Source organism: Pseudomonas sp. s4 (assembly GCF_046764235.1).
Lineage (GTDB): Bacteria > Pseudomonadota > Gammaproteobacteria > Pseudomonadales > Pseudomonadaceae > Aquipseudomonas > Aquipseudomonas asiatica.
In genome coordinates this window covers 5042195-5067450 of record NZ_CP177209.1, presented here as the reverse complement: position 1 = coordinate 5067450, position 25256 = coordinate 5042195, and the positions used below count along the sequence as shown (strand labels likewise).

The following is a 25256-nucleotide window of genomic DNA, read 5'->3' as shown; positions in this document are numbered from 1 at the left end:
CGGGTGTATTCAGGCGCCCAACCGGGCGCCTTTTTCATTTGCGTGCCAGCAGGGTGGCGCGGCGTGGAGCCGGCAGGCCTTCGATGGTCTTGCTGTGGTCGTTCGGGTCAAGGAAGTCGCCCAACGACTGGTAGCGCATCCACTCGGTGCTGCGCTGTTCCTCGACGCTGGTCACGCTCACGTCGACGCATCGCACATCGCTGAAACCGGCGCGGCGCAACCAGCGCTCCAAGGCCGGTACCGACGGCAGGTACCAGACGTTGCGCATCTGTGCATAGCGGTCCTCAGGTACCAGCACCTGGTTTTCGTCACCCTCGATCACCAGGGTTTCCAGCACCAGTTCCCCGCCTTTTACCAGGCAGTCCTTCAGCGCCAGCAGGTGCTCGATGGGCGAGCGGCGGTGATAGAACACCCCCATGGAAAACACCGTGTCGAAACCTTCAAGGTTGGCCGGCAGGTCTTCCAGGGCGAACGGCAGGTGCCAGGCGGGCAGCTCTGGCAGGTATTGCTGGACGGCCTGGAACTGGCAGAAGAACAGCCAGTTGGGATCGACGCCAATCACCATGTCGGCACCGGCACCGAGCATGCGCCACTGGTAGTAGCCGTTGCCGCAGCCCACGTCGAGCACGCGCTTGCCCTTGAGGTCCAGGTGCGGGCCAACCCGCGACCATTTCCAGTCTGAACGCCATTCGGTGTCCACATGCACGCCGAACAGGTCGAAGGGGCCTTTGCGCCAGGGCGACAGTCCCATTAGTGCCTGATGCATCTGCGCGCGGGTCGCGTCGTCGCAATCGCAGTCCAGGCGCAGCCCGTTGACCAGGTCGACTTCGCTCGGCTGCAGGGCGGGCAGGGCTTCCAGCGCACCGCGCCAGCGGTCGAGGTCACCGTGGCCCTTCTCCAGCTTGGCTTCCAGTTGCGCTTGCAGGCCTTGCGACCAGGAAGCCAGGGGCGTGCCCGCCAGGCGGCGGACTAGGGGGGACAGATCGATCATGGCAGGGCAATCAACGAGGCGAAGTTAAGGCATTGGAACCAGGGCACCACCTTCGAGAAACCGGCTGCGCGCAGGCGCGCCTGGTGGGCTTCGAGGGTGTCGGGCTTCATCACGTTCTCGATGGCGCTGCGCTTCTGGGCAATTTCCAGTTCGCTGTAGCCATTGGCACGTTTGAAGTCCAGGTGCAGTTCATTGAGCAGGTCCTGCTGTTCCGCATCGGCGAAGCGCAGTTTTTCCGAGAGGATCAGCGCACCACCGGGCAAAAGCGCCTGGCGGATGCGGCCAAGCAGTTCCAGGCGCTGGTCGGGGGCGACGAATTGCAGGGTGAAGTTCATCGCCACCACCGAGGCGGGCTCGAATGGCAGGGCCAGGATGTCGGCTTCCAGCACCTGCACCGGCAGCAGTTCCTGGAACATCGAGTCCTGGGCAGTGAGGTATTGGCGGCAACGCTCGACCATCGCCGCGGAGTTGTCCACGGCAATCACCCGGCAGCCATCACTGCGCACATGGCGGCGCAGCGACTGGGTAACGGCACCCAACGAGGCACCGAGGTCGTACAACGCGGTGTGCGGCTGGGCGAAGCGCGCGGCCAGCACGCCGAGGTTCTCGACGATGGTCGGGTAGCCTGGCACCGAGCGCTTGATCATGTCCGGGAACACGCGCACCACATCCTCGTTGAAGGCGAAGTCGGGCACTTGCTCCAGGGGCTGGGCGAAAAGGCGGTCGGGTTGTTTGCTCACGGGAGGGCTCGATACAGGGTGAAACGGAGACGCATTTTAGCCAAAGGCCGCGATTCTTGCCATGGCGGCGCTCAAGGGGCGGGGCGCCGAGGGGCCTCTGCCCCTAACAAGTGGCCGTTCAGGTTGCCCGGGACGGAGCTGCGGCCTTTAGCGGACGATGATCTTGCAGTCGAAGGTTTGTACGGGCGCAATATCTGCGGCCCACGGCTGCTGGTACACAAGCACCAACTGGCCATCGCCGGTACCGCTGGCCTGGTAGCGCCAGGTGGAGACACCGGCATTGCCGACCAGGTCTTCCTCCTCGGGAGCGCTGTACACCTCCGGGCCAAGGCTGCGCAGTACATTGGCGGCGGGTTTTTCGACGCGCCAGCGATAGCCGGTGGATGGGTTGCTGGGCAGGGTCAGTGTCAGCACCTGGCCAACCTGCAGGCGTGTCGGGCATTCGCTTTCGGCGTCCAGTTCGACGGGTTGCGTAGGCTGTTGAGCGCAGGCGGAAATCAGGGCGAAGCTCAGGGGAACGAGCAGACGAGGGGCGGTCATGTTGGCTCCGGAGGCTGGCGATGGCCTGAGGATAACCGATGATCGAGGAGATTTGTGTTGCCTGTGCCGGCTCTTTCGCGGGTAAACCCGCCCACGGGGATCTCACTGAGCTCAAGCCCTGCGCTATCCCTGTGGGAGCGGGTTTACCCGCGAAGAGTGGCTAGAACAGGACTTTGGCCACGTCGGCAAAGCGCTTGGCGAAATGCACGGTCAGGCCTTCGCGCAGGTAGTCCGGCAGTTCTTCATAGTCCCCGCGGTTAGGCTCCGGCAAGATCAGCTCGAAGATCTTCTGCCGCCGTGCTGCAATCACCTTCTCGCGCACACCGCCAATCGGCAGTACCTGCCCGGTCAGGGTCAGCTCGCCAGTCATGGCCACCCCTTTCTTCGGCGCCTGGTCACGGGCCAGCGACAGCAGGGCGCTGGCCATGGTGATACCGGCACTTGGGCCGTCCTTGGGCGTGGCGCCTTCGGGCACGTGCAGGTGAATGAACGCTTCGTTGAAGAAACCTGGGTCACCACCAAACTGCTTGAGGTTGGAGCTGACGTAGCTATAGGCGATTTCGGCCGACTCTTTCATCACCTCACCCAGCTTGCCGGTCAGCTTGAAGCCGCGGTTGAGGCTGTGGATGCGGGTGGCTTCGATCGGCAGCGTGGCGCCGCCCATGCTGGTCCAGGCCAGGCCAGTGATCACGCCTTTGCCGGCGAGCACCTGCTCGCTGCGGAACACGGGCATGCCGAGCGCAGCTTCCAGGTCCTTGGTGCCGATCTTCAGCTTGGCTTCGGGGTTGTCCAGCAGCTTGACCACGGCCTTGCGCACCAGCTTGCCCAGTTGTTTCTCCAATTGGCGTACCCCGGCTTCGCGGGCATAGCCTTCGATCACCGCACGCAGGGCGCTGTCGCTGATGCCGAGGCTGGTCTTGGCCACGCCAGCCTTTTCCAGCTGCTTGGGCCACAGGTGGCGCTTGGCGATAGCCAGTTTCTCTTCGGTGATATAGCCGGACAGGCGGATCACTTCCATACGGTCGAGCAATGGCCCGGGGATCGAGTCCAGGGTGTTGGCGGTGCACACGAACAGCACCTTGGACAGGTCCAGGCGCAGGTCGAGGTAGTGGTCGAGGAAGTCGACGTTCTGCTCTGGGTCCAGGGTTTCCAGCAGCGCTGAAGCCGGGTCGCCCTGATAGCTCTGGCCCATCTTGTCGATCTCGTCGAGCATGATCACCGGGTTCATCACTTCGACGTCCTTCAGGGCCTGCACCAGCTTGCCGGGCTGGGCGCCGATGTAGGTGCGGCGATGGCCCTTGATCTCGGCCTCGTCACGCATGCCGCCGACACTGAAGCGGTAGAACGGCCGGCCGAGCGATTCGGCGATGGATTTGCCGATGCTGGTCTTGCCTACCCCAGGCGGGCCCACCAGCAGCACGATCGAGCCGCTGATCTCGCCTTTCCAGGCGCCCACGGCAAGGAACTCGAGAATGCGCTCCTTGATGTCATCGAGGCCGGCGTGGTGCTGGTCGAGGACTTTGCGCGCGTGGTTGAGGTCGAGCTTGTCCTTGCCGTACACACCCCAGGGCAGGGCGGTTGCCCAGTCCAGGTAGTTGCGGGTGACGGCGTATTCGGGCGAGCCGGTTTCGAGGATGGCCAGCTTGCCCATCTCTTCGTCGATGCGCTTGCGCGCCTGGTCCGGCAGGGTCTTGCCCTCGAGGCGCTGCTCGAACTGCTCCAGGTCGGCGCTGCGGTCGTCCTTGGTCAGGCCCAGCTCCTGCTGGATGACCTTGAGCTGTTCCTTGAGGAAGAACTCGCGCTGGTGCTCGCCGATCTGCCGGTTGACTTCGGCCGAGATCTCGTTCTGCAGGCGCGCGACCTCGACCTCTTTGCGCAGCATCGGCAGGACCTTTTCCATGCGTTTGAGCATGGGGACGCAGTCGAGCACTTCCTGCAACTGGTTGCCGGTGGCCGAAGTGAGGGCGGCGGCGAAGTCGGTGAGCGGCGACGGGTCGTTGGGGCTGAAGCGGTTTAGGTAGTTCTTCAGCTCTTCGCTGTACAGCGGGTTGAGTGGCAGCAGTTCCTTGATCGCGTTGATCAGCGCCATGCCGTAGGCCTTGACCTCGTCGGTCGGCTCGGCGTGCTGGCGCGGGTATTCGACCTCTACAAGATACGGCGGGCGGTGGTGCTTGAGCCAGGTACGGATGCGTACCCGGGTCAGGCCCTGGGCGACGAACTGCAGCTTGCCGTTTTCGCGGCTGGCGTGGTGCACCTTTACCAGCGTGCCGTACTGCGGCAGCGCCGAGGTATCGAAGTGGCGGTGGTCTTCTGGCGGGGTATCCATGAAGAACAGGGCCAGGCTGTGGTCTGGCGACTTGGCTACCAGGTCCAGGGTTTCTGCCCAAGGGTCTTCATTGACGATGACCGGCAGCACCTGGGCCGGGAAGAACGGACGGTTGTGGATCGGGATCACGTAGACCTTGTCCGGCAGCTGCTGGCCGGGCAGGGCGAGGGCGTGGCCGGTTTCGGCCTGGGGTGTGGTGTGTTCGACTTCGCTGTGTTCGTCGGGATGTTCCGGGAAATCCTGCTGGTCGCTCATGGGGCACCTGCGTGAATGACTATGGTGCTTAGATGGGGCGCGGGGGGATGGGTTTCAATGGTAGATGATGGCAGTAGGGAGGGGATCGTTGGTGGCCTGTTCTGGCCCTATCGCCGGCAAGCCAGCTCCCACAGGTGGCCCACTGCTTTCAAGGCTAATGGAGTACCTGTGGGAGCTGGCTTGCCGGCGATGAGGCCACTACAACGAGTGAGCCCCGCTGGCGGGGCTCGGCAACTTTACTCAGCCAGTTTGTAGGCGATGATGTAGTCGCCCATCCTGGTGCCCAGCGAGCCATGCCCGCCGGCAGTCACCAGCACGTACTGCTTGCCATCCTTGCCGGTGTAGGTCATCGGCGTGGCCTGGCCACCCGCGGGCAGGCGGGCTTTCCACAGTTCCTTGCCGTTGTTCACGTCATAGGCGCGCAGGTACTGGTCCAGGGTGCCGCTGAGGAAACCGACGCCACCAGCGGTGACGATCGAGCCGCCCATGCTCGGCACGCCAACCGGCAGGCCGATCGGTACCGGGGTGCTGTCGCGGGTGGTGCCGTTCTTGTGCTTCCACACCACCTTGTTGGTGAACAGGTCGATGGCGGCGACATAGCCCCAGGCCGGGGCCTGGCACGGTACGCCCAGGGGCGACATGAACGGGTGCATGGTCACTGCGTACGGTGCGCCGGTGTTCGGCTGCACGCCGCTGGTCTCGCTTTCGCGCTTGCTGCCCTCGGCCACCTGCTCACGCGGGATCATCTTCGACACGAAGGCCATGTAGTTGGGCGAGGTGAACAGCAGTTGGCGCACCGGGTCGACCGACACGCTACCCCAGTTGAACACACCGACGTTGCCCGGGTAGACCAGCGAGCCTTGCTCGGACGGTGGAGTGTATTGGCCTTCGTAACGCAGTTCGCGGAACTGGATGCGGCACAGCATCTGGTCGAACGGCGTGGCGCCCCACATGGCCTGTTCGGTCAGCTCAGGGCCGAGCAGGTTGAGGTCGGAGCGGGCCTGGGTCGGCGAGGTGTGGTCACCCTTCACCGCACCTTGAGGGGTGGGGATCTCGCGGATCGGCACGATCGGCGTACCGTCGCGGCGGTCGAGCACGTACAGGCTGCCTTGCTTGGTCGGCACGATGATTGCCGGCTTCACGCCATCGTCGGTCTTCAGGTGGACCAGGGTCGGCTGGCTGCCGACGTCCATGTCCCACAGGTCGTGGTGGGTGAACTGGTAGTTCCAGCGAGCCTTGCCGGTGGCCAGGTCGAGTGCGACCACGCCGGCGCTGTACTTCTCGGCGCCCGGGGTGCGGTCGGCGCCCCACTGGTCCGGGGTCTGGTTGCCCAGTGGCAGGTAGATCATGCCGAGGTCTTCATCGACGCTGGCGATCGACCACATGTTGGCCGAGTTGCGGCTGTACATCTTGCCGGGGGCCAGTGGCTGGGTGTCGTCCGGGTTGTTGCTGTCCCAGTTCCACACCAGGTGACCATCGTGTACATCGTAAGCGCGGATCACGCCGGATGGCTCGTTGGTCGACTCGTTGTCGGTGACGTGGCCACCGATGATCACCAGGTCACGGGTGATTGCGGCTGGCGAGGTGGAGTAGTAGCCGCCAGCGGTGAACGGGCCGATGCCGGTGGTGAGGTCGATCACGCCCTGGTTGGCGAAGCCTTCGCAGACCTTGCCGTTGTCGGCATTGATGGCGATCAGGCGGGCGTCCGCAGTCGGCAGGTAGAGGCGGCGAGGGCAGGCCTGGGCCACCGCTTGGCCGGCGTCGGTAATTTTCGGTGCCGGGCTGCCGTCGCGGCTGACGTAACGGTTTTCGTCATAGTACGAAACGCCACGGCAGGTCATGTGGGCAAAGCCTTTGAAGGTGCCGACGGGGCTCTTGACCTGTGGATCAAAGCGCCAGATTTCCGCGCCGGTGTCCGGGTCCAGGGCCAGCAAGCGGCTATGCGCGGTGCAGGCATAGAGCATGCCGTTGACCTTCAGTGGGGTGTTCTGGTTGGTCAGCTCCACAGGGTCGTTTTCGGTCGGCAGGTCACCGGTGCGGATGCGCCAGGCTTCTTCGAGGCGGTAGGCGTTCTGCGGGGTGATCTGGCGCAGTGGCGAATAGCGGTCGCCATGCTCGGTGCGGCCGTAGGCCTGCCATTCACCGTCGGGCATGGCCGGGGCGGCGCTGGCCATTTCGCTGCTGTCGCGGCCCAGTTCGCCAAACACTTCACCGGGGTGGGTGAACTGGCTGCCCAGGGCACAAGCGCCAGATGCTACCACTGCAACGCCGAGCAGCGCAGTGTTGGCCTTGCTGGCCGGGCCGACCAGTGGACGACGCGCCCAAGGCAGCAGCAGGACCACGCCGATGGCAAACCAGATGGCCAGGCGTGGCACCAGTTGCCACCAGTCCAGGCCCACTTCGAACAGGGCCCATGCGGTGCTGCCCAGCAGTACCAGGCCGTACAGGCCCAGGGCGATGCGGCGTTGGGCCAGCAGCAGGATACCAGACAGGGCAAAGCCGATTCCGGCGATCAGGTAGTACAGCGATCCGCCCAGCTGGCTCAGCTTGATGCCGCCAGCCAGCAGGGCCAGGCCCATCAGCAACAGCAGCGCGCCGATCAGGCGCGGTAGCCAGCGGCTTCCATTGTTGGCACCTTCAGTGCTCATCGTAGGTTCTCCGTCAGGTCAAGAAAGGGGTTAGAAACTGCTCTGGATCTTCAGGCCGCCGATCAGGGCGCCATCGACTTGCGACACCCCGCCTGGGTGGCGGATGTACTGCAGGTTGGGGCGTACCGTGAGCCAGTCGGCCAAGTGGATGCCGTAATACAGCTCGGCGCTGTACTCGGTGTCCTGTACCGGCAGGAAACCGGGGTTGTCATAGTCGTCGATGCCGGCGGCCTGGTTGACCAGACGCGCGTTCTTGCGATAGGCAGGGTTGACGTGCACGCGGGCGAGGGCGAAACCGATGTCGTCCTTGGCGCGGGCGTCGAATGGCCCTTTGTATACCAGTCCTGCCTGAACATAGTTGTCGATGGCATTGGTCTTCTTGTCGTGCACCGTGGCGTTGGCGAACAGGTTCAGGCCACGCGACTGGTCGGACGCCAGCGAAGTCACCTGCTGCTGGGCGCCGAGCCACAAGCCGTGCTTGCTCGAACTGCTGCGGTAGGCGGCGCCGCTGAGGGCTGCCGGCTGGCCATTGCTGTCCTTGAGAACATCCTGTGCCTTGGCATTACTGTAGTAGTAGCCGGCGCGATATTCCCCTTTCAGGCCATTGACCTGTGGGCTCCATACCAGTTCGATCGGCATTACCGCGCCTTGGGTGCCGCTGCCGCTGAGCTTGAAGCCGTTGCCCGACTCCAGGTTGGAGGGGTTCTGCTCGTACACGCCGACCTGGGCGTAGAGCGCATCGCTGAGGTTGTAGCGGACGCGCAGGGCCCACTGGCTGACCGGCCAGTTGTACCAGATGCCACCTACCCAGTTGCCTACCTGCGAGCCGCAGAAGGCCAGGTTCTGGAAGTCGCAGGGGAAGCTGTTGAAGTCTTCGCCTTCGCCGAAACGGCCGAATTTCACATCCAGTGCGCCATCGAAGTACTTCTGCTTGATCCACATCTGCGTCAGCCGCCAGGTTTCGCCACGGCCCCAGACCTCCTGGGCCGAGGTGAAGCCGCCGACACGCGGGTCGTTGATACGGTCGTTGCTGATGTTGTCGCCGTGGCGCTCGGTAATGGTCAGCTGGAATTCGGTGTCGTTCCAGCCGAGGATCTTCTCCAGGTCCAGGTGGCTGCCGAAGGTGAACTGGTCGCTGTAGCGCGCGGTGCGGTCGTGGTCGTAGCCACCATGCAGGTTGCTGCCCATCTCGCCGGTGTAGCCGAGGGTGAAGTCGTAGCCTTTTTCCAGCAGTTCGCTGCGGGTGCCACCCCAGTCGCCGAGCATCCATGGCGAATCGCTGGCGAACATCTCGCTGGCGCTGCTGGGAGCCGCCAGGGCGCTGAGGGCTAGGCCGATGTAACAGGTTTTGGGCAGTTGGAGCATGAGATAGCGCTATCTTCTGATTGTTGAATAAACGGCAAGCGCATCGAAGGGCGGGCCCTTCAATGGAAATGGCGACAAGATGGTTTCGATGAAGCGATTCAGCTTGCGGCGGGGAGGATATAGGGGAAGTTGTAAGAAAAAAAGACAAATTGTCGCAGTGGATTGTTGTTCGACAGGTAATAATTGGCTGCAGAGGCGGCTGCTTTGCAGCCCAATCGCCGGCAAGCCAGCTCCCACAGGATGGCGTTGCACTTGAGGCAGAAGCAATACCGGTGGGGCTTGCCGGCGAAAGGGGCGCGAAGCGCCCCCGCGATTTCAGAAGGTGGTACGCAGACCCACTTCCACACTACGCCCCGGCGCCGGGGCGATGTCGCGCAGGATCGAGCTGGCATAGCGCACGGTCTGGTCCGTCAGGTTTTCGCCGCGCACAAACGCCAGCCACTGGCTCTGGCCAACTTCGAAGCGGTAACCAACGCTGGCCCCTAGCGTGGTATAGCCATCAGTGCTGGTTTCGTTGGCCGGTTTGCGATGCTGAGACGCAGCGTGTTGCACGTCGACCCGCGCCTGCCAGCGGTCCAGCTCCCAGACCAGGCCGCTGTTCAGGCGCAGCGGGGCGATGCGGGGCAGCGGCTCGCCACTGTCCAGGTTCTTGGCCCGGGTGTAGTCACCAGACACTTCCAACGCGAAGCTGCCGTAGCGGTTCTCGGCCAGCTGCCAGCGATCCTGGGCCTCGATGCCATAGAATCGCGCCCGCACGCCCTGATACTGGTACTCCGGGAAACCGCCGTGGTCATGATCGTGATCATGGTCGTGGTCATCCTCATCATGATCGTGGTCATGCCCCTCGCGGATGTTGCCGGTGCTGATCAGGCCGATGTAGTTGCGGAAGTGGCTGTAGAACACCCCGAAACTGCCCTTGTGGGTGCCGTTGTCGAAACGCAGGGCCAGGTCGGCGGAAACGGCTTTTTCCTTGTTCAGGCTGGCATCGCCGACTTCAAAGGCTCCGGTGGCCACGTGGGCACCATTGGCATACAGCTCGTAGAAGGTCGGGGCGCGCTCGGTGTAGCCGAGGTTGGCGGCCAGCGACCAGACCGGGTCGAGCTGGTACACCGCCCCGGAAGACAGGCTGAAGGTGTTGAAACTGCTGGCGCTGTCGGCGTCGGCGAAGTTCTCGTTGCCTTTGGCATCCGGATCGACCCGGGTGTGCTCCATGCGTGCACCCAGGCTCAGGTTGAGGCGCTCGGTGGCTTGCCACTGCTCCAGCATGAACAGCGCCAGGCTGTCGGTGTCGGTGTGCGGGACGAAGGCTTCCTCGCCCAACGCGGAGAATTCGTTGCGGCTGACCTGGGCGCCGATCACGCCTTCTACCGGCCCGAGCGGTTGGTGGCGAGCTTCGATACGTGCTTCATAGCCCTTGTTCCTGAAGGTGGTGTGGACCTCGCCTTCTTCGATTTCACGATGCTCGTAGTCGGTGTAGCCGGCATCGACCTTGATCGAAGTGAACGGGCCGTCCATGTCACGCAGCTCGGAGGCGAAGGCGTAATGGTCCTGCTTCATGTCCAGGCGCACACCTGGCTCGGCCACCGAGCCATAGTTACTGTCGTAGCGGCTGTACGACAGGCCGGCGTAACCGTGGTCCCAATGGTAGGCGCCACCCAGGGCGCCACCGTCCTGGCGGCCATCGCTGTTTTCCAGGCGGTGCTTGCTGCCGGGTTCGTCGGCATCGCGCACCTTGGAACTGCGCGCGTAACCGGGGATGCGCAGGTCGTTGAACTGGCGGCTGTTGGCATCCAGGTGCAGGGCGAAGGCACCGTTGCCGGCCTCCAGCTTGCCAGCGCTGCTGCGGGTGGTATCGGCGCCGCCGTAGCGCAGTTCACCGGCACCGTGGATGCCCTCGATGGGGGCATCCGGGATGCGGTTGTCGAAGGTATTGACCACGCCGCCGATGGCGTTGCCGCCGTAGAGCAGGGCAGCCGGGCCACGGACGATCTCGACGCGCTCGACGGTCACCGGGTCCAGCGGCACGGCGTGGTCGTAGGACAGTGATGAAGCGTCGAGGGTGCCGACGCCATTGCGCAGGATGCGAATGCGGTCGCCGTCCAGGCCACGAATTACCGGGCGACTGGCGCCAGGGCCGAACCAGGTGGAGGCGACTCCGGGCTGCTTGTTCAGGGTTTCACCAAGGCTGCCGTGCTGCTGTTGCAGCAGGTTGTCGCCTTCGAGCACGGTGCTGGGGGCGGCCAGCTGGCTGTTACCCAAAGGGTTGGCGGTGATGACCTGGGGCTCGAGCTCCACCGCTTGGCTGGGTGGTGTGGCAAGCCAGAGCGCGACGGCGAGGGGAGAGAGGCGAAGCGGTGTGTACAGCATGGGGATGGGGCGTTCCTTGGCAGATGCTTTTGTATTGTTACAATATAACATCTCTATTTCAGCACAGAGGTTTTGCGCCTGGCCAGCGGTTTTTCTGTTGACTCACCTGATCCCACCCACCACTACACTCGTGTAAGGTGCGCATCTTTCCTACGGAGCACTGGCATGAGCACGGCCCAACACAACGCGCTGCACGGCAAGACCCTCGAACAGATCCTCACCGAGCTGGTGGCGCACTACCAATGGCAGGGCCTGGCCGAGCGCATCGATGTGCGCTGCTTCAAAAGCAACCCGACCATCAAGTCGAGCCTGACCTTCCTGCGCAAGACGCCGTGGGCACGGGAAAAGGTCGAGCAGCTGTACGTGAAGCTGCAGCGCCAGGCCTGACATGCCGCGTCGCCCCTGGCTGACCGGCATGGCCGTGCTGGGCTGGTTCGGCCTGACCGTGCAGGTGTATCTGGTGCTGCTGGCGCGTTGGCAGGAGCAGGCCAGCCTGGTGGGTGGCCTGATCAATGTGTTCGGGTATTTCACCGTGTTGACCAACACCCTGGTGGCAACGGTGCTCAGTTATGCGGCGTTTGGCCGGGAAGGCCGTGCCAAACGCTTTTTCCTGTCGCCTTCGGTGAGTTCCGCAGTGGCTGCCAGCATCGTGCTGGTGGCATTGGCCTACAGCGTGCTTTTGCGTCACTTGTGGCAACCGCAGGGCTGGCAATGGCTGGCGGACGAGTTGCTGCACGATGTGATGCCCGTGCTATATGCCTTGTACTGGTGGTGCGAGGTGCCCAAAGGTAGGTTGCGGCTATGGCATCTGCTGGTCTGGGCGGTTTACCCGGCGACATATTTTGCCTACGCGCTGTGGCGTGGGAGCGAGATTGGCGTGTATGCCTACCCGTTCATCGACGTGGCGAGCCTGGGGTATGGGCAGGTAGTGCTCAATGCCCTGGGGGTGTTGGCGGGGTTCTGGGGGATTGGGCTGGTGTTGCTGGGGCTGGATCGGTGGCGGGGGCTGCACAGATTGGCTTGACCTGCACTGGCCCTATCGCCGGCAAGCCACACAGGTACAGCGTTACTCTCGAGGTTGTCGCTGTACCTGTAGGAGCGGCCTTGTGTCGCGATAGGGCCGCAACGCGGCCCCAGGATTGATGCGCGATAGTTGAAATTGCTGGGGCTGCTTTGCAGCCCTTTCGCGACACAAGGCCGCTCCCACAGGGGCTGCGCGATTCCTGTGGCTGGCTTGCCCGATAGGACTAATGCAGGCAATAAACAATCATTCGTCGTCCGCAGTCCCGTCGGCACGCCAGTAGGCCACAGCCTTGAGCGCATCCTCAGGCAAGCCTTTCTCCAGCAACAGTGCCTTGGCCTGCCGGCTCAGGGCTTTTTCCAGTGCCACCCAGCCGTACAACCGGCCCTGCGGCAAGGTCAGGTTCTTCACCAGTGCCAGCAAGTCCTCCTGTTGGCGACGTACCCAGATCACCTCCACCTGTGCCTTGCTCGGCAGTGGCTGGCGTTCCTGCTCGTCTTCGATCTGGATAACCGCCAGCACCTGACGGCCCGCAGGCAACTCCTCCAGGCGGCGGCCAATGGCCGGGATGGCAGTTTCGTCACCGATCAGCAGGTAGCTGTCGAAGATGTCCGGCACCACCATCGAAGCCCGCGGCCCGGCGATGTTCAGGGTTTGCCCGGGTGCCGCCTGGGCGGCCCAGGTGGATGCAGGGCCATCGCCGTGCAGCACGAAGTCGATATCCAGTTCATTGGCCACCAGGTCGATGCGCCGTGGCGTGTATTCGCGCATGGTAGGCCGTGCGCCACCTTCTCGGCCCAGGTTGCGAGCCTCGATGGCTTGCTGTTGCTCCGGCGTTTCGGCGAACAACAGCTTGATATGGTCGTCGCTGCCCACGCTGGTGAAACCTTGCAGCTCGGCACCCCCGAGAGTGATGCGGCGCATGCGCGGGGTCAGTTCGGTGACCCGCAGCACCTGCAGGTGGCGTTGGCGGATTTCGTGGTTGACGCGGTGAATGGTGTCACTCATGGGGTGTCTCCCTGGCAGGTTCAGCCGGCGAGGAGGCGATGGCCTTGGCGGCGTGGTTGAGCAGGTCGCGGACCCGCTCGATTTCTTCCGGTGTCCAGCGGCCGCTGTGCATGTGCAGTGCGTGGCGCAGGTTGCCGACCGCTTCATGAATCTCTGGTGGGCGGTCGTGGCCGCGCAGGGCGCGCTTGCTGACTTCGATGCGCATGCGCACGCCGTCCAGTGCGACGGCCTGTTCGGCCAGGGCGGTGCGGCCGGCTTGTGTGATGGCATAGAGGCGTTTGCTGCCCTGCACCTGGCCGCTGATCAGTTCGGCTTCCTCAAGGAAGTTGAGGGTGGGGTAGATCACCCCGGGGCTTGGGCTGTAGCTACCGTCGAACAGGTTTTCGATCTGGCGGATCAGGTCGTAGCCGTGGCCTGGCTGCTCGGCGAGCAGGGCCAGCATCAGCAGCTTGAGGTCGCCGGGAGCGAAGACGCGCGGGCCGCGTTCGCCACGACCTGGGCGCCGCTCGAAGGGGTCATGGGGGGTATGTTCGCGCATGGGGGCAGGGCTCCGTCGTTTGCGATATATCGTAAGATATTACTCAAGATATATCTAAAGACAAGCCCTTAATTGCAGATGATTATCATCTAGTTGTTCGATGTATCCCCTTGCGGCGCGGCTGTGTGCATGGCCACCTGCGGCGCTTTGCACTCATTCGGATTGCCCGGTTGCAGGTAAGGCATGAGAATCGGAGCCATACCCTTGAGCACCTGCACCGGCAGCGCCGAGGTGAACTTGAAGGCCTCTGCCGAGCGCCCCGGCACGAATGCGGTCAAGGTGCCGAAATGGTTGTCGCCCAGGAAGAACACGAAGGTGGCGGTTCGGTTCAGCGAGCGCGAGCCGATCAGTCGGCCGCCAGCACCAAAGCTTTCGATGCGGTTGTCACCGGTACCGGTTTTGCCGCCCATCACCAGTGGCGTGCCGTCCTGCAGCTTGAAACTGCCGGAAATACGCCGCGCGGTGCCCGCATCCACCACCTGCGACATGGCGCCTTTGAGGGCGCGCGCGACTTCGACCGGCAGAATCCGCACACCCCGGTCCGGGTCGGTGACCAGCTTGGTCTCGTAAGGCGTATTGGCTGCGAAGTGCAGGGTGTCGATCCGCAAGGTCGGCAGGCGCACACCGTCGTTCTGAATGATGCCGACCAGCTCGGAGAGGGCGGCGGGGCGGTCGCCCGAGCTGCCGATGGCGGTGGCCAGCGAGGGTACCAGGTGGTCGAATGGATAGCCCACGCGCTTCCAGCGCTGGTGAATGTCGAGGAACGCTTCGATCTCCACCATGGTGCGAATGCGGCTGTCACGGGCGCCCTGATGGCGGCTCTTGAACAGCCAGCCGTAAACCTCCTGGCGCTCGAAGCGGCTGGCATTGACCATTTCGGTCAAGGTCGAACCGGGGTTCTTCAGCAGGTAACCCAACAGCCACAAGTCCAGCGGGTGGACCTTGGCGATATAGCCCTGGTCGGGTAGGTCGTACTTGCCCGGGCCATAGGCGTCGTACATCTCCGACAGGCGGCCATCGGTCAGTTTGCCCAGGACGATCTTGTCACCCTTGAGGTGGGCGCGGACGAAGGCGTTGAAGGTTTCCTGGCCAGCCTCGGGGAACAGGTAGCGGTGCACGGCCGCCAACCGTTGCGGGGTCACGCGCATGCTGTCGAGGAAGGTGTCCAGGCGCTGCTGCGAGGTCTTGCGCTGGTATTTCTTCCAGAAACGCATCAGGTAGTTGGTGCCTTCCTTGTCGGCGAAACGGGCCAGGTATTCCTGGCGGCGCGGGTCGGAGTCGTCCTTGAGCAGCGGCACGCGGTTATACGGTTGCTGGTAGGTCACGTAGCGCACCAGGTCGCGCATCAGGCGGATGAACGGCAGGTTGATCGATTCGCGCAATGCATCCTTGAGGGTTGGGTTGCGGCTGTTGTCTTCCTTGCGGAAGTTGTTGAACACATGCATGCCGCCGCCGGTGAAGAAGGCTTCGCCGGTGTTGGCCGAATACTTGCGTTCCAGTGCGGCATCGAGCATGGCGTCCAGGCTCTGGTTCTTGCTGTTCTGCGCCAGCCATTCCAGCGACCACTGGCTGATGCGGTCTAGCTCGGCGACTTCGACTTTCTTCAACTCGGCGGCTGGCTTGCCGGCGTATTTGTCGTGCAGTTCGGCGATGATCTCCAGGTAGGTGGTGAGCACCCGCAACTTGGCGGTTGAACCCAGCTCCAGCTTGCTGCCTTCGTTGATATCGAATGGCTGGTCGGTGCTGTCGGTCTGCACCCGCACCCGCGAGCCGTCGGCGGTGCGCTCGAACAAGGTGAAGCTGTAGCTCACCTGATCGGTGGTCTTGGCGGTGAGCAGGCGTTCGCCGATCAGGCCGATCTGCGCCGCGAATTCAGGGTCGGAAAGGTTTTTCAGGTACTGGCTGACCTGCAGTTGCAGGTCGGACTGCAGGGTGCTGGTGGCCGACAGATCCAGCCGGTCGAGATCGTACAGCGGGCGGTTGAGCATGGCTGCCAGGCGGTTGCGTGCCAGGCTGATGCCCTTGTTGGTGACGATCGGCACGATGGTCGGTTGCGCCACCCAGTCGCGGTATACCGCCTTGCTGGCCAGTGCAGCGTCGGCCAGTGGCCGCTCGATGACCTTGTTGGCGGCCAGCACGCGGATGTGCGCGTCGGTCAGTTCGGCCAGTTCGAGCCGCCCCTTGGACAGGTAGTGCGACGGCCGGCGCTGGGCAATCATCAGCGACAGCACCTGGCGCAGGGCCAGGCCGCGTGCGGCCATGCTCTCAGGGTCGCTGGCGGTGGAACTCAGGGCCTGGTTGACCTGGTCGAAATCGGCGCCGTACCACACCCGCAGGCCTTCGGCCATGCCATGCACTTCGCCATGCCCAGGTACTGCCGACAGCGGCACGCTGTTGAGGTAGTCCCGCACGATGCGCTGGCGCGCCTCGGTTGTATCAGGGCCGCCCTGATAGGCACGCACGCTGGCGGAAATCATCTGGCGGATCTTCTCGGCGCCGGAAACGGTCAGGCCGTCCGGTGAATGACGGTACTTTTCAAGCTGCGTGGCCAGGGTGCTACCGCCAGCGGACTGGCCGGGCAGGGCCAGGTACTTGGCCACCTGGCTGTAGGCGGCCTTGGCGAAGCGCGGCCAGTCCACGGCCGGGTTGTTGCGCGGGTCCTTGGTGTCGAGCAGGTCGCGGTTCTCGATGAACAGCAGGCTGTTGACGATAACCGGCGGGATCGCCGCAAAGTCCGGGTACAAGTGTTGCGGGTAGTTGTACTGGTACAGCATGTCGCCACGGCAGTCGGTGATCGACAGGCCAGCCTGGATTTTCTCGATATAGGGGGCGAACAGCCCATGATCGACGTAGTTCATCAACGCCGGCGAGAACTTCACCTGCTCGCTGATCAGGTAGTCGCGCTTGAGCAGGCGTGGCAGGAATTCGCCCAGGGCACTGTAGCCCAGGCGTTTGTCGAACGGCCCTTCGCCGGGGTAGACGATGGCATCGCTGGGGCCTGGTTGCAGCGAATAGGTGAGGGTGCTTGCCAGCTTGCTGAATTCCCGCGACTGCAGGTTGGAGGTGCGGAATTCGTCATATGCAGCGAAGCCGATGGCAACCAGCGCCACCAGCAGCATGAGGATGATCAGCCGCCACCATAGCCGACGCTGACGGGGGGACTTTGGTTGTGGCGTCTCGGCCGGAGGTATCTCGGGTGCTTCCGTTCTGCTTGGTTCCGATTGCCACAGTGCGCCCATAGTCTTCTATCCGGCCAGGTATTTTCGTCTTGCTTGTCTGAAGCTTAGACGTTGAGCGGGTCAGGTGAAAAATTTGTAAGAGACGGAGAAGAGTGGCGTAGGGCTATGCGGCTTTGGTGTGGGTTTCTTCATACGGCGATGTTGCTATGGTGGCCGGGCGATTTGGGGCCGCTTCGCGCCCCATTCGCAGCACAAGGCTGCTCCTACAGGGGAATGCGTATCCATTGTAGGAGCAGCTTTGTGCTGCGAATGGGGTGCGAAGCGGCCCCAGAGATCTAGCTGAATATTCCTGTTTATACAGCGAAAAAACCTGCAAGGGTCTTCCTATACTGCTCGCCCCCTTCGCCTCGCCGGGCGCTCTATTCCGGCACTCGGGCCGGCCCACAAGGCCAGTTCGGCAAGCCAATGCCACGCCTATCGGCCTGGCTGGAGCTGCACGAAGGTCAAATCCAATAACAAAATGAGGTTGTATTGCTATGCCAGTCGGCAACCACTCTGCCCACGGCCAGGCCGCTGAAGGCGGCCCGCTCAAGCGTGAACTGGGCGAACGGCACATCCGCCTGATGGCGCTGGGCGCCTGTATCGGTGTCGGTCTTTTCCTCGGTTCGGCCAAGGCCATCGAAATGGCCGGCCCCGCCATCATGTTGTCCTATATCATCGGCGGCCTGGCCATCCTGGTGATCATGCGCGCCCTTGGCGAAATGGCCGTGCACAACCCTGTCGCTGGCTCGTTCAGCCGTTATGCCCAGGACTATCTAGGCCCGCTGGCGGGCTTCCTTACCGGCTGGAACTACTGGTTCCTGTGGCTGGTGACCTGCGTTGCCGAAATCACCGCGGTGGCCATCTACATGGGTATCTGGTTCCCTGACGTACCACGCTGGATCTGGGCCCTGGCGGCGCTGGGCAGCATGGGGGCGGTCAACCTGGTGGCCGTCAAGGCCTTTGGTGAATTCGAGTTCTGGTTCGCCCTGATCAAGATCGTCACCATCATCGCCATGGTCCTTGGCGGCATCGGCATCATTGCCTTTGGCTTCGGCAATGACGGCGTGGCAGTGGGTATTTCCAACCTTTGGAGCAACGGCGGCTTCATGCCCAATGGCGTGACCGGCGTGCTGATGTCGCTGCAAATGGTCATGTTCGCCTACCTGGGCGTGGAAATGATCGGCCTGACTGCCGGCGAAGCACGCAACCCGCAAAAGACCATCCCGCAGGCCATCGGCTCGGTGTTCTGGCGCATTCTGCTGTTCTATGTCGGTGCGCTGTTCGTGATCCTGTCGATCTACCCTTGGAGCGAAATCGGCAGCCAGGGCAGCCCGTTCGTCATGACCTTCGAGCGCCTGGGCATCAAGACCGCCGCCGGCATCATCAACTTCGTGGTCATCACTGCAGCGCTGTCGTCGTGCAACGGCGGCATCTTCAGCACCGGGCGCATGCTCTACAGCCTGGCGCAGAACGGCCAGGCCCCGGCGGCCTTCGCCCGTACGTCGAAGAACGGCGTGCCGCGCAACGCGCTGCTGCTGTCGATCGGCGCGCTGCTGCTGGGCGTGCTGGCCAACTACCTGGTGCCGGAGAAGGTCTTCGTCTGGGTGACTTCGATCGCCACCTTCGGCGCGATCTGGACCTGGGTGATGATCCTGCTGGCGCAACTGAAGTTCCGCGCCGGCCTGAGCTCCACTGAACGCAAGGCGCTGAAATACCGCATGTGGCTGTGGCCGTTGAGCTCGTATCTGGCACTGGCCTTCCTGGTGCTGGTGGTCGGCCTGATGGCGTACTTCGAGGATACCCGCGTGGCGCTGTACATCGGCCCGGCGTTCCTGGTGCTGCTGACGGTGCTGTACTACGCGTTCCGCCTGGCGCCGAAAGACGCGCAGGGTGTGGCCAGTACTGCTTTCTGATCTGAAATGGCTGGGGCCGCTTTGCGGCCCTTTCGCGACACAAGGCCGCTCCTACAGGCGACCGCAGCCAGCTGCATGGGTCGCGGTCGCCTGTAGGAGCGGCCTTGTGTCGCGATGGGCTGCGTAGCAGCCCCAGGGTTCTATCAGGCCGCCACTTCGCTGTTCGGTTCAAAGCTGTCCGCCCGCGCCAGCTGCCACATGCGCGAATAGAACTGCCCGTTCACCTCGCCAGTCAGCAGTTCACCCGGCTTCAAGAACACATGCATCTGCGAGAACAGTTTGATCTCGGTGGCCGAGATGCGCCGTACCAGGTGCTTGGCTTCCAGCTGCGCCGGGTGCTCCAGGCCCGCTGCCGCAAGCATTTCGGCCAGGGCACGCAAGGTATTGTGGTGGAAGTTCAACACCCGCTGGGCTTTGTCCGGCACCACCAGCGCACGCTGGCGCAGAGGGTCTTGCGTGGCCACACCGGTCGGGCACTTGTTGGTGTGGCAGCTCTGCGACTGAATGCAGCCGATGGCGAACATGAAGCCGCGCGCCGAGTTGGCCCAATCAGCGCCAATGGCCAGCACGCTGGCAATGTCGAACGCGCTGACGATCTTGCCGCTGGCGCCCAGCTTGATCTTGTCGCGCAGGTTCAGGCCAACCAGGGTGTTGTGCACGAACAGCAACCCTTCGCGCAGCGGTACGCCAATGTGGTCGGTGAACTCCACCGGCGCCGCGCCGGTGCCGCCTTCCTTGCCGTCGACGACGATGAAGTCGGGCAGGATGCCGGTTTCCAGCATGGCCTTGGCGATGCCCATGAACTCCCACGGGTGGCCCAGGCAAAACTTGAAACCTACCGGTTTGCCGCCAGACAGCTCACGCAACTGGGCGATGAACTGCATCATCTCGATGGGTGTGGAGAAGGCGCTGTGGCGCGACGGCGATATGCAGTCTTCGCCCATCAGCACACCACGGGTTTCGGCGATTTCCCGGGTCACCTTGTGCTTGGGCAGGATGCCGCCATGGCCGGGCTTGGCGCCTTGGCTCATCTTGATTTCGATCATCCGCACCTGCGGGCTGCGTGCCTGGGCGGCAAAGCGTTCGGGGTCGAAGCGCCCGTCTGGCGTGCGGCACCCGAAGTAGCCGCTGCCCAGTTCCCAGACCAGGTCGCCGCCATGCTCGCGGTGATAGGGGCTGATGCTGCCTTCGCCGGTGTCATGGTGGAAGTTGCCCAGCTTGGCGCCCTGGTTGAGGGCGCGGATGGCGTTGGCGCTGAGCGAGCCAAAGCTCATCGCCGATATGTTGAAGATCGACGCCGAGTATGGCTGGCTGCATTGCGGCCCGCCGACGATGACCCGGAAGCTTGCCGGGTCGGCCAATGGCGCCGGGCGCATGGAGTGGCCGATGAATTCGAAGCCGGACTCGTACACGTCGATCAGGGTGCCGAAGGGTTTGTCCGAGGCTTCGTTCTTCGCCCTTGCGTAAACCAGCGAGCGCTGGGCGCGGGAGAACGGCAGGGCGTCGCTGTCCGCCTCCAGCAGGTACTGGCGAATTTCCGGGCGAATGGCCTCGACCAGATAGCGGATGTTGCCCAGGATCGGATAGTTGCGGCGTACTGCGTGGCGTTGCTGCAACAGGTCGAACAGACCGATGAGGCTGAGGATGCCGGTGCTCAGGGTGAACGGCCACAGCCATTCGTGGTGGGTGAACGGCAGGCTCGCCAGGGTGAACAGCACACAGGTGGCGAAGAAGGCATAGCGACTGAGAAGTGACAGGCTCATACAGGGTCCTTGCGATGGCGCGGTCAGGCTCAGGGCCTGGGGCAAACCCCGACCATAGCCAAGTTGCTCGGCTGTGCAAATTAAAATCGGGGTAGCGAAAATCATTCTCGCAGAGCCTGGCGATAGTCTTCAGGCCAACACGGGCTTTTGTAGGAGCAGCCTTATGCTGCGAAGAGGCCAGTAGGGAAACAGATTGTCTTCGGCAATAATGGCCTCTTCGCAGCACAAGGCTGCTCCTACAGGTGCTGTGCATGCCCTGAAGTCAGCAACAAGGGATTCAGATAGTGTCGCGCAGCAGCTTCTGCCGCCAGCTTTCCTGCTCTTGTGCCGGCGCTTCGACCAGGTACGAATAGTGCCCTGCCACCCGCATCGCCACTGGCACCCCGTCGCGGTACAGCAGGCGGTTGCCACTCACCGCCGGCACTTTCGCCCCCGGCAGCAACGACCCAACCAGGTTCAGCGGGTCACTGGCACTCACCACCACCAGAGTCCCGTCCAATTCACGCCGCCGCACCTGCCGCAGCAGCCCCACCGCCTCCGGCAAGGCGAACTGTTCGCCAGCCAGCCCGGCAATGAAACGCCCGCCACGAATCTCGCCACGCGCTTCCAGACGGTGATAGCAGCGCAGCAATTCGCGCCAGGGCGGCAACACATCGCTTTCGCGCTCCAGCAGGCGCCAGCACACCACGCCATAGCGCCGTAGCAGGGCCCGGGCGATGTGCTCCAGGCGCTGGCTGTCGTCTACAGCGCCCCTGCGCAGCAACGCCCAGCGCCCGGCATGGGACATGCTGCTGGACAGCGGTGGGTGGCCGCGTCGGCTGTTGCGCGATGTGCGTTTCGCCGCCGGGGTGATCAGGCTGCGCAGGCCGGTGAAGCTGTCGGCCCCTACCAGCCCTGCGCCTACCAGCTCCTGCAACGCCGTCTCCAGTTCGCTGGGCAGCAGGTGGGCGTCGTGTGCCAGCTCGTCGAAGAACAGCGCGCCATGTGCGTTCAGCACCTCGTGGACGCGTTGCGCCCGTGCGCCGAGGCTATCCAGGGCGGGTACGGGGGCAAGGCTGCGCCACAACCCAAGATGCTCGCGTGGCAGCAGCACCAGCGGTGTGCTCGACAAGGTGTTGCTCGACACGGTCGCCGCCAGCCGGCTCCAGGCAAACTGCCCGCTACGGCAGGCATCGTCGAGCCAGTGCGGGCTGTAGTCCTTGATACGTGCCGGCAGCAGTTCGGCCTCCCAGGCTCCGGCTGCACTCGGGAACCCTTGCAACTGGCCAAGTACCTCGGCCACGGCTTGCGGGCCGCGCAGGCGCGTGTCGTCAGCCAGGTGCTGCCAGTCGAACAGAAAGCGCACGAAGTCCTGCAGGCTGACCGGCTCGATCTCCCGGCGCAGGCGTTTGACTGTGTAGCGGTGGATGCGCGCCAGCAAATGGCGCTCGCACCACTGCAGTTCGCTTGCGCCGGGGCTGAAATGCCCACGCAGCACATAGCCTTCGGCCTCCAGGCGGGCCAGGGCCTGTTCGATGGCCGGCAGCGGCTTGCCAAGTGCTGCCGCAATCTGCGCACGGGTCAGCGGGCCATGGCCGCTCAGGCGGGCTCGCAACAGTTCGACCAGCGCAATGTCCGGCTCGATGGCCTGATCGAAGCCTGGCAGTACCTGCAACGCAGGTTCCAGCCGGGAGCCGGGATACAGCACCTGCAGCAGACTCAACCGCTCGCGTGCCAGCCACAGTTTTTCATCCACCAGGCGCAAGGCCCGGCCAGCCTTGGCCAATTGTCTGAGCAGCAGCTCCCAGCCGGCATTGCCCTGCACTTCGTCCTGGCTGATGACACCCAGGCCCATCAACGCTTCATGCATTTCGTCGGCGTTGCCCGGTTGCGGCCAGGCCTCGGCCGTCACGGCGGCAATCGCATCGGCGTCCAGCGCGCCCAGGTCGTCGCCGTTCTGCACCTCGTTCCAGCGCCGGTTGAGCACTGCCTGTGTGCGACGCTCTTCCAGTGGCGCGTCATCCAGGAAGGCATATGGCCGTGCATTGAGGATGGCCGCCGCCAACGGCGAAGGGGCGGGCAGATCGCGGCACAGCAGGCGTACCGTGCCGCTTTCCATGCGCCGCAAAAGTGCTAGCCAGCCTTCGCTATCCATCGCCTCGTGCAAGCAGTCGTCGAGGGTTTGCTCGACCAGCGGATGATCGGGAATCTGCCGCTCGCCGACGATGTTCTCCAGGCAGGCGATCTGGTCGGGGAACACGGCGGCAATCAGGTCTTCACTCTTCATCCGCTGGATCTGTGGCGCCACCATGCGACCGCCGACAAAGCGCGGCAAGGCCATGGTCACGCTGGCGTTCCAGCGCCAGCGCACGCCGAACAGCGGCGCATCGAGCAGTGCCTGGACAAGGATCGACTCGGCGTTGCGGCTATTCAGGTAACGCCACACGTCGTCCAGTTCGAAGCTGTGGCTGGAGGACAGCGACAGCACGATGGCGTCCTCGCTGGCCGCCGCCTGCAACTCGAAGTTGAAGGTGCGGCAGAAGCGCTTGCGCAGGGCCAGGCCCCAGGCGCGGTTGATGCGGCTGCCGTAGGGCGAATGGATGATCAACTGGGTACCGCCGGACTCATCGAAGAAGCGCTCCATCACCAGCGTGTCCTGCGAGGGCAGGGCACCAAGCACTTCGCGGGTGCGGGCCAGGTAGTCGAGCAACTGGCCGGCGGCGTCTTCACCCAGTTCGAAGGTGGCCTGCAACCATGCCAGCACCTCGGCCTGGTTGTTGTCAGCCAGCTGTTGGTCGATCTGCGCCTGCAGCCGGGCCACCGCGGCGGACAGCTCGTCGCTGCGCCCCGGCGCCTCGCCCAGCCAGAATGGAATGGTCGGTGGCAGGCCATGGGCATCCTCCACCCGCACCCGGCCCGGCTCGACCCGCAGGATTCGATAGGAGGCATTGCCAAGCTGGAAGATGTCGCCGGCGATGCTTTCCACGGCGAAGTCTTCGTTGACGCTGCCGATGTTCAGCGCCTGCGGTTCGAGCAGCACGGCGTAGTCGGCGTTGTCGGGGATGGTGCCGCCGCTGGTCAGGGCGGTCAGCTGGCTGCCGCGGCGGCCACGCAGGGTGCCGCTCACCGCATCGCGGTGCAGATAGGCACTGCGCACGCCCTGGCGGCCGTTGTAGCCCTCGGCGAGCATGCGCAGCAGGGCCTGGTAATGTTGCTGGTCGAGTTCGGCATAGGGCGTGGCCTGGCGCAGGCAGTCGAACAGGGCTTGTTCGTGCCAGGGCTGGTTGCTGGCTTCGGCGACGATCTGCTGGGCCAGCACGTCCAGCGGCGCCCGTGGAATGTGCAGCTCGTCCAGCTCCCCCCGGCGTATGCAGTCGAGCAGGGCCACGCATTCGATCAGGTCATCGCGCGAGGTCGGGAACAAGCGGCCCTTTGGCACGCCATCGACCTGGTGGCTGGCGCGGCCGACCCGCTGCAGAAAGGCCGCTATCGAACCTGGTGAGGCGATCTGGCAGACCAGATCGATGTCACCGATATCGATGCCCAGCTCCAGCGATGCAGTGGCCACCAGCACCTGCAACTGGCCATTCTTCAGGCGTTGTTCGGCATCCAGGCGTAGTTCCTTGGCCAGGCTGCCGTGGTGCGCGGCAACCGCCTCCTTGCCCAGCCGGTCGCTGAGGTGGCGGGTGATGCGCTCGGCCAGGCGCCGGGTGTTGACGAACACCAGGGTGGTGCGGTGTTCGCGCGCCAGGGTGGCCAGGCGGTCATAGACCAGGCCCCAGACATCGGTGGACATCACTGCACCCAGCGGCACTGGCGGCACCTCGATGGCCAGGTCGCGCTGCCGAGCATGGCCGACATCGACGATTGCGCAGGGGCGGCCGTTGCCGACCAGAAATTGCGCCACCCGCTCGACCGGGCGTTGCGTGGCCGACAGGCCGATGCGCCGCAACGGCCGGTTGCACAGGGCCTGCAGGCGCTCCAGGGTCAGTGCCAGGTGGGCGCCGCGCTTGTTGCCTGCCAGGGCATGGATTTCGTCGACGATTACCGTGTGCACGCTGGCCAGGCCTTTACGGCCAGAAGCCGAGCCCATCAGCACGTAGAGCGATTCGGGGGTGGTCACCAGGATGTGCGGCGCCAGCTTGCGCATGGCGGCACGCTCCTTCTGCGGGGTGTCGCCGCTGCGCACGGCCGTGGTGATGCGCGGGGCGTTCAGGCCCTGGTCCGCGATGGCCTGGCTGATGCCTTCGAGCGGGGTTTGCAGGTTCAGGCGGATATCGTTGGAAAGCGCCTTGAGTGGCGAAACGTAGACCACCTGGGTTTGCGCTGGTAGCTCGCCTTGGTGCTCCAGGCCTTGGCGGAACAGTTCGTCGAGCACGGCCAGGAACGCACTGAGGGTCTTGCCCGAGCCGGTCGGTGCGGCTAGCAGCATCGACTGGCCCGCATGGATCAACGGCCAGGCCTGGGCCTGGGCATCGGTCACCGTAGCGAAGTGGCGACGGAACCAGGTGCGCACGGCGGGGTGGAACAGCTCGAGCACCGGGTGGTGTTTGGCGGGCAGGTTCATGTGTTGGTTATGGA

General features: G+C 63.9%; 15 protein-coding genes. 3 read left to right on the top strand and 12 right to left on the bottom strand.

Annotated features, from left to right (window positions below):
• Positions 1 to 34 precede the first annotated feature (34 nt).
• From cmoB to ACK56M_RS23460, 7 genes are all read right to left on the bottom strand, one after another.
• On the bottom strand, positions 35 to 991 hold the full coding sequence (cmoB, locus tag ACK56M_RS23490) for a tRNA 5-methoxyuridine(34)/uridine 5-oxyacetic acid(34) synthase CmoB (protein ID WP_013973989.1): 957 nt from the start codon (positions 989 to 991) through the stop codon (positions 35 to 37).
• Positions 988 to 1731, bottom strand: coding sequence for a carboxy-S-adenosyl-L-methionine synthase CmoA (gene cmoA, locus ACK56M_RS23485; RefSeq protein ID WP_015271589.1), 744 nt, complete (start codon positions 1729 to 1731; stop codon positions 988 to 990). Before cmoA ends, cmoB begins: the two co-directional genes overlap by 4 nt.
• A 147-nt stretch (positions 1732 to 1878) precedes the next feature.
• Positions 1879 to 2271 (bottom strand): protease inhibitor I42 family protein, encoded by a 393-nt coding sequence (locus tag ACK56M_RS23480; protein WP_015271588.1) that lies wholly within the window; start codon positions 2269 to 2271, stop codon positions 1879 to 1881.
• Positions 2272 to 2431: 160 nt separating this feature from the next.
• Positions 2432 to 4852: an endopeptidase La gene (gene lon / locus ACK56M_RS23475; protein WP_054573742.1), complete on the bottom strand. Its 2421-nt coding sequence runs from the start codon at positions 4850 to 4852 to the stop codon at positions 2432 to 2434.
• Positions 4853 to 5088: 236 nt separating this feature from the next.
• Positions 5089 to 7500 carry a glucose/quinate/shikimate family membrane-bound PQQ-dependent dehydrogenase gene (locus ACK56M_RS23470; RefSeq protein ID WP_013973985.1) on the bottom strand — a complete coding sequence of 804 codons (2412 nt, stop codon included), beginning with the start codon at positions 7498 to 7500 and terminating at the stop codon, positions 5089 to 5091.
• Between the two features lie 30 nt (positions 7501 to 7530).
• The gene (locus ACK56M_RS23465) at positions 7531 to 8865 is read right to left on the bottom strand and encodes a carbohydrate porin (protein ID WP_100412743.1); all 1335 of its coding nucleotides are present in this window, start codon (positions 8863 to 8865) and stop codon (positions 7531 to 7533) included.
• A gap of 315 nt (positions 8866 to 9180) precedes the next feature.
• Positions 9181 to 11232 (bottom strand): TonB-dependent receptor, encoded by a 2052-nt coding sequence (locus ACK56M_RS23460; protein WP_100412742.1) that lies wholly within the window; start codon positions 11230 to 11232, stop codon positions 9181 to 9183.
• Positions 11233 to 11397: 165 nt separating this feature from the next.
• On the opposite strand from ACK56M_RS23460, the gene ACK56M_RS23455 reads away from it, so the two are divergent.
• Positions 11398 to 11619 (top strand): VF530 family DNA-binding protein, encoded by a 222-nt coding sequence (locus tag ACK56M_RS23455; RefSeq protein WP_003252112.1) that lies wholly within the window; start codon positions 11398 to 11400, stop codon positions 11617 to 11619.
• A 1-nt stretch (position 11620) separates the two neighbouring features.
• Positions 11621 to 12256, top strand: coding sequence for a Pr6Pr family membrane protein (locus ACK56M_RS23450; RefSeq protein ID WP_015271585.1), 636 nt, complete (start codon positions 11621 to 11623; stop codon positions 12254 to 12256).
• 243 nt (positions 12257 to 12499) lie between these two features.
• On the opposite strand, the gene ACK56M_RS23445 is transcribed toward ACK56M_RS23450, so the two are convergent.
• The 3 genes from ACK56M_RS23445 to ACK56M_RS23435 form a co-directional block, all read right to left on the bottom strand.
• Entirely contained in the window at positions 12500 to 13261 is a 762-nt protein-coding gene (locus ACK56M_RS23445) for a siderophore-interacting protein (protein ID WP_015271584.1), read from the bottom strand.
• A complete protein-coding gene (locus ACK56M_RS23440) occupies positions 13254 to 13799 on the bottom strand; it encodes a PadR family transcriptional regulator (protein ID WP_054573739.1) in 546 nt (181 codons plus the stop codon). Before ACK56M_RS23440 ends, ACK56M_RS23445 begins: the two co-directional genes overlap by 8 nt.
• Positions 13800 to 13888: 89 nt before the next feature.
• A complete protein-coding gene (locus tag ACK56M_RS23435) occupies positions 13889 to 17038 on the bottom strand; it encodes a transglycosylase domain-containing protein (protein ID WP_054573738.1) in 3150 nt (1049 codons plus the stop codon).
• Between the two features lie 476 nt (positions 17039 to 17514).
• Between ACK56M_RS23435 and ACK56M_RS23430 the strand changes: the two genes are divergently transcribed.
• The gene (locus ACK56M_RS23430; protein ID WP_411959097.1) at positions 17515 to 18933 is read left to right on the top strand and encodes an amino acid permease; all 1419 of its coding nucleotides are present in this window, start codon (positions 17515 to 17517) and stop codon (positions 18931 to 18933) included.
• A gap of 143 nt (positions 18934 to 19076) precedes the next feature.
• Here ACK56M_RS23430 and ACK56M_RS23425 read toward each other — a convergent pair whose 3' ends face one another.
• The gene (locus ACK56M_RS23425; protein WP_191472204.1) at positions 19077 to 20696 is read right to left on the bottom strand and encodes an FMN-binding glutamate synthase family protein; all 1620 of its coding nucleotides are present in this window, start codon (positions 20694 to 20696) and stop codon (positions 19077 to 19079) included.
• Between the two features lie 277 nt (positions 20697 to 20973).
• On the bottom strand, positions 20974 to 25242 hold the full coding sequence (locus ACK56M_RS23420) for a DEAD/DEAH box helicase (protein ID WP_411959096.1): 4269 nt from the start codon (positions 25240 to 25242) through the stop codon (positions 20974 to 20976).
• Positions 25243 to 25256 lie beyond the last annotated feature (14 nt).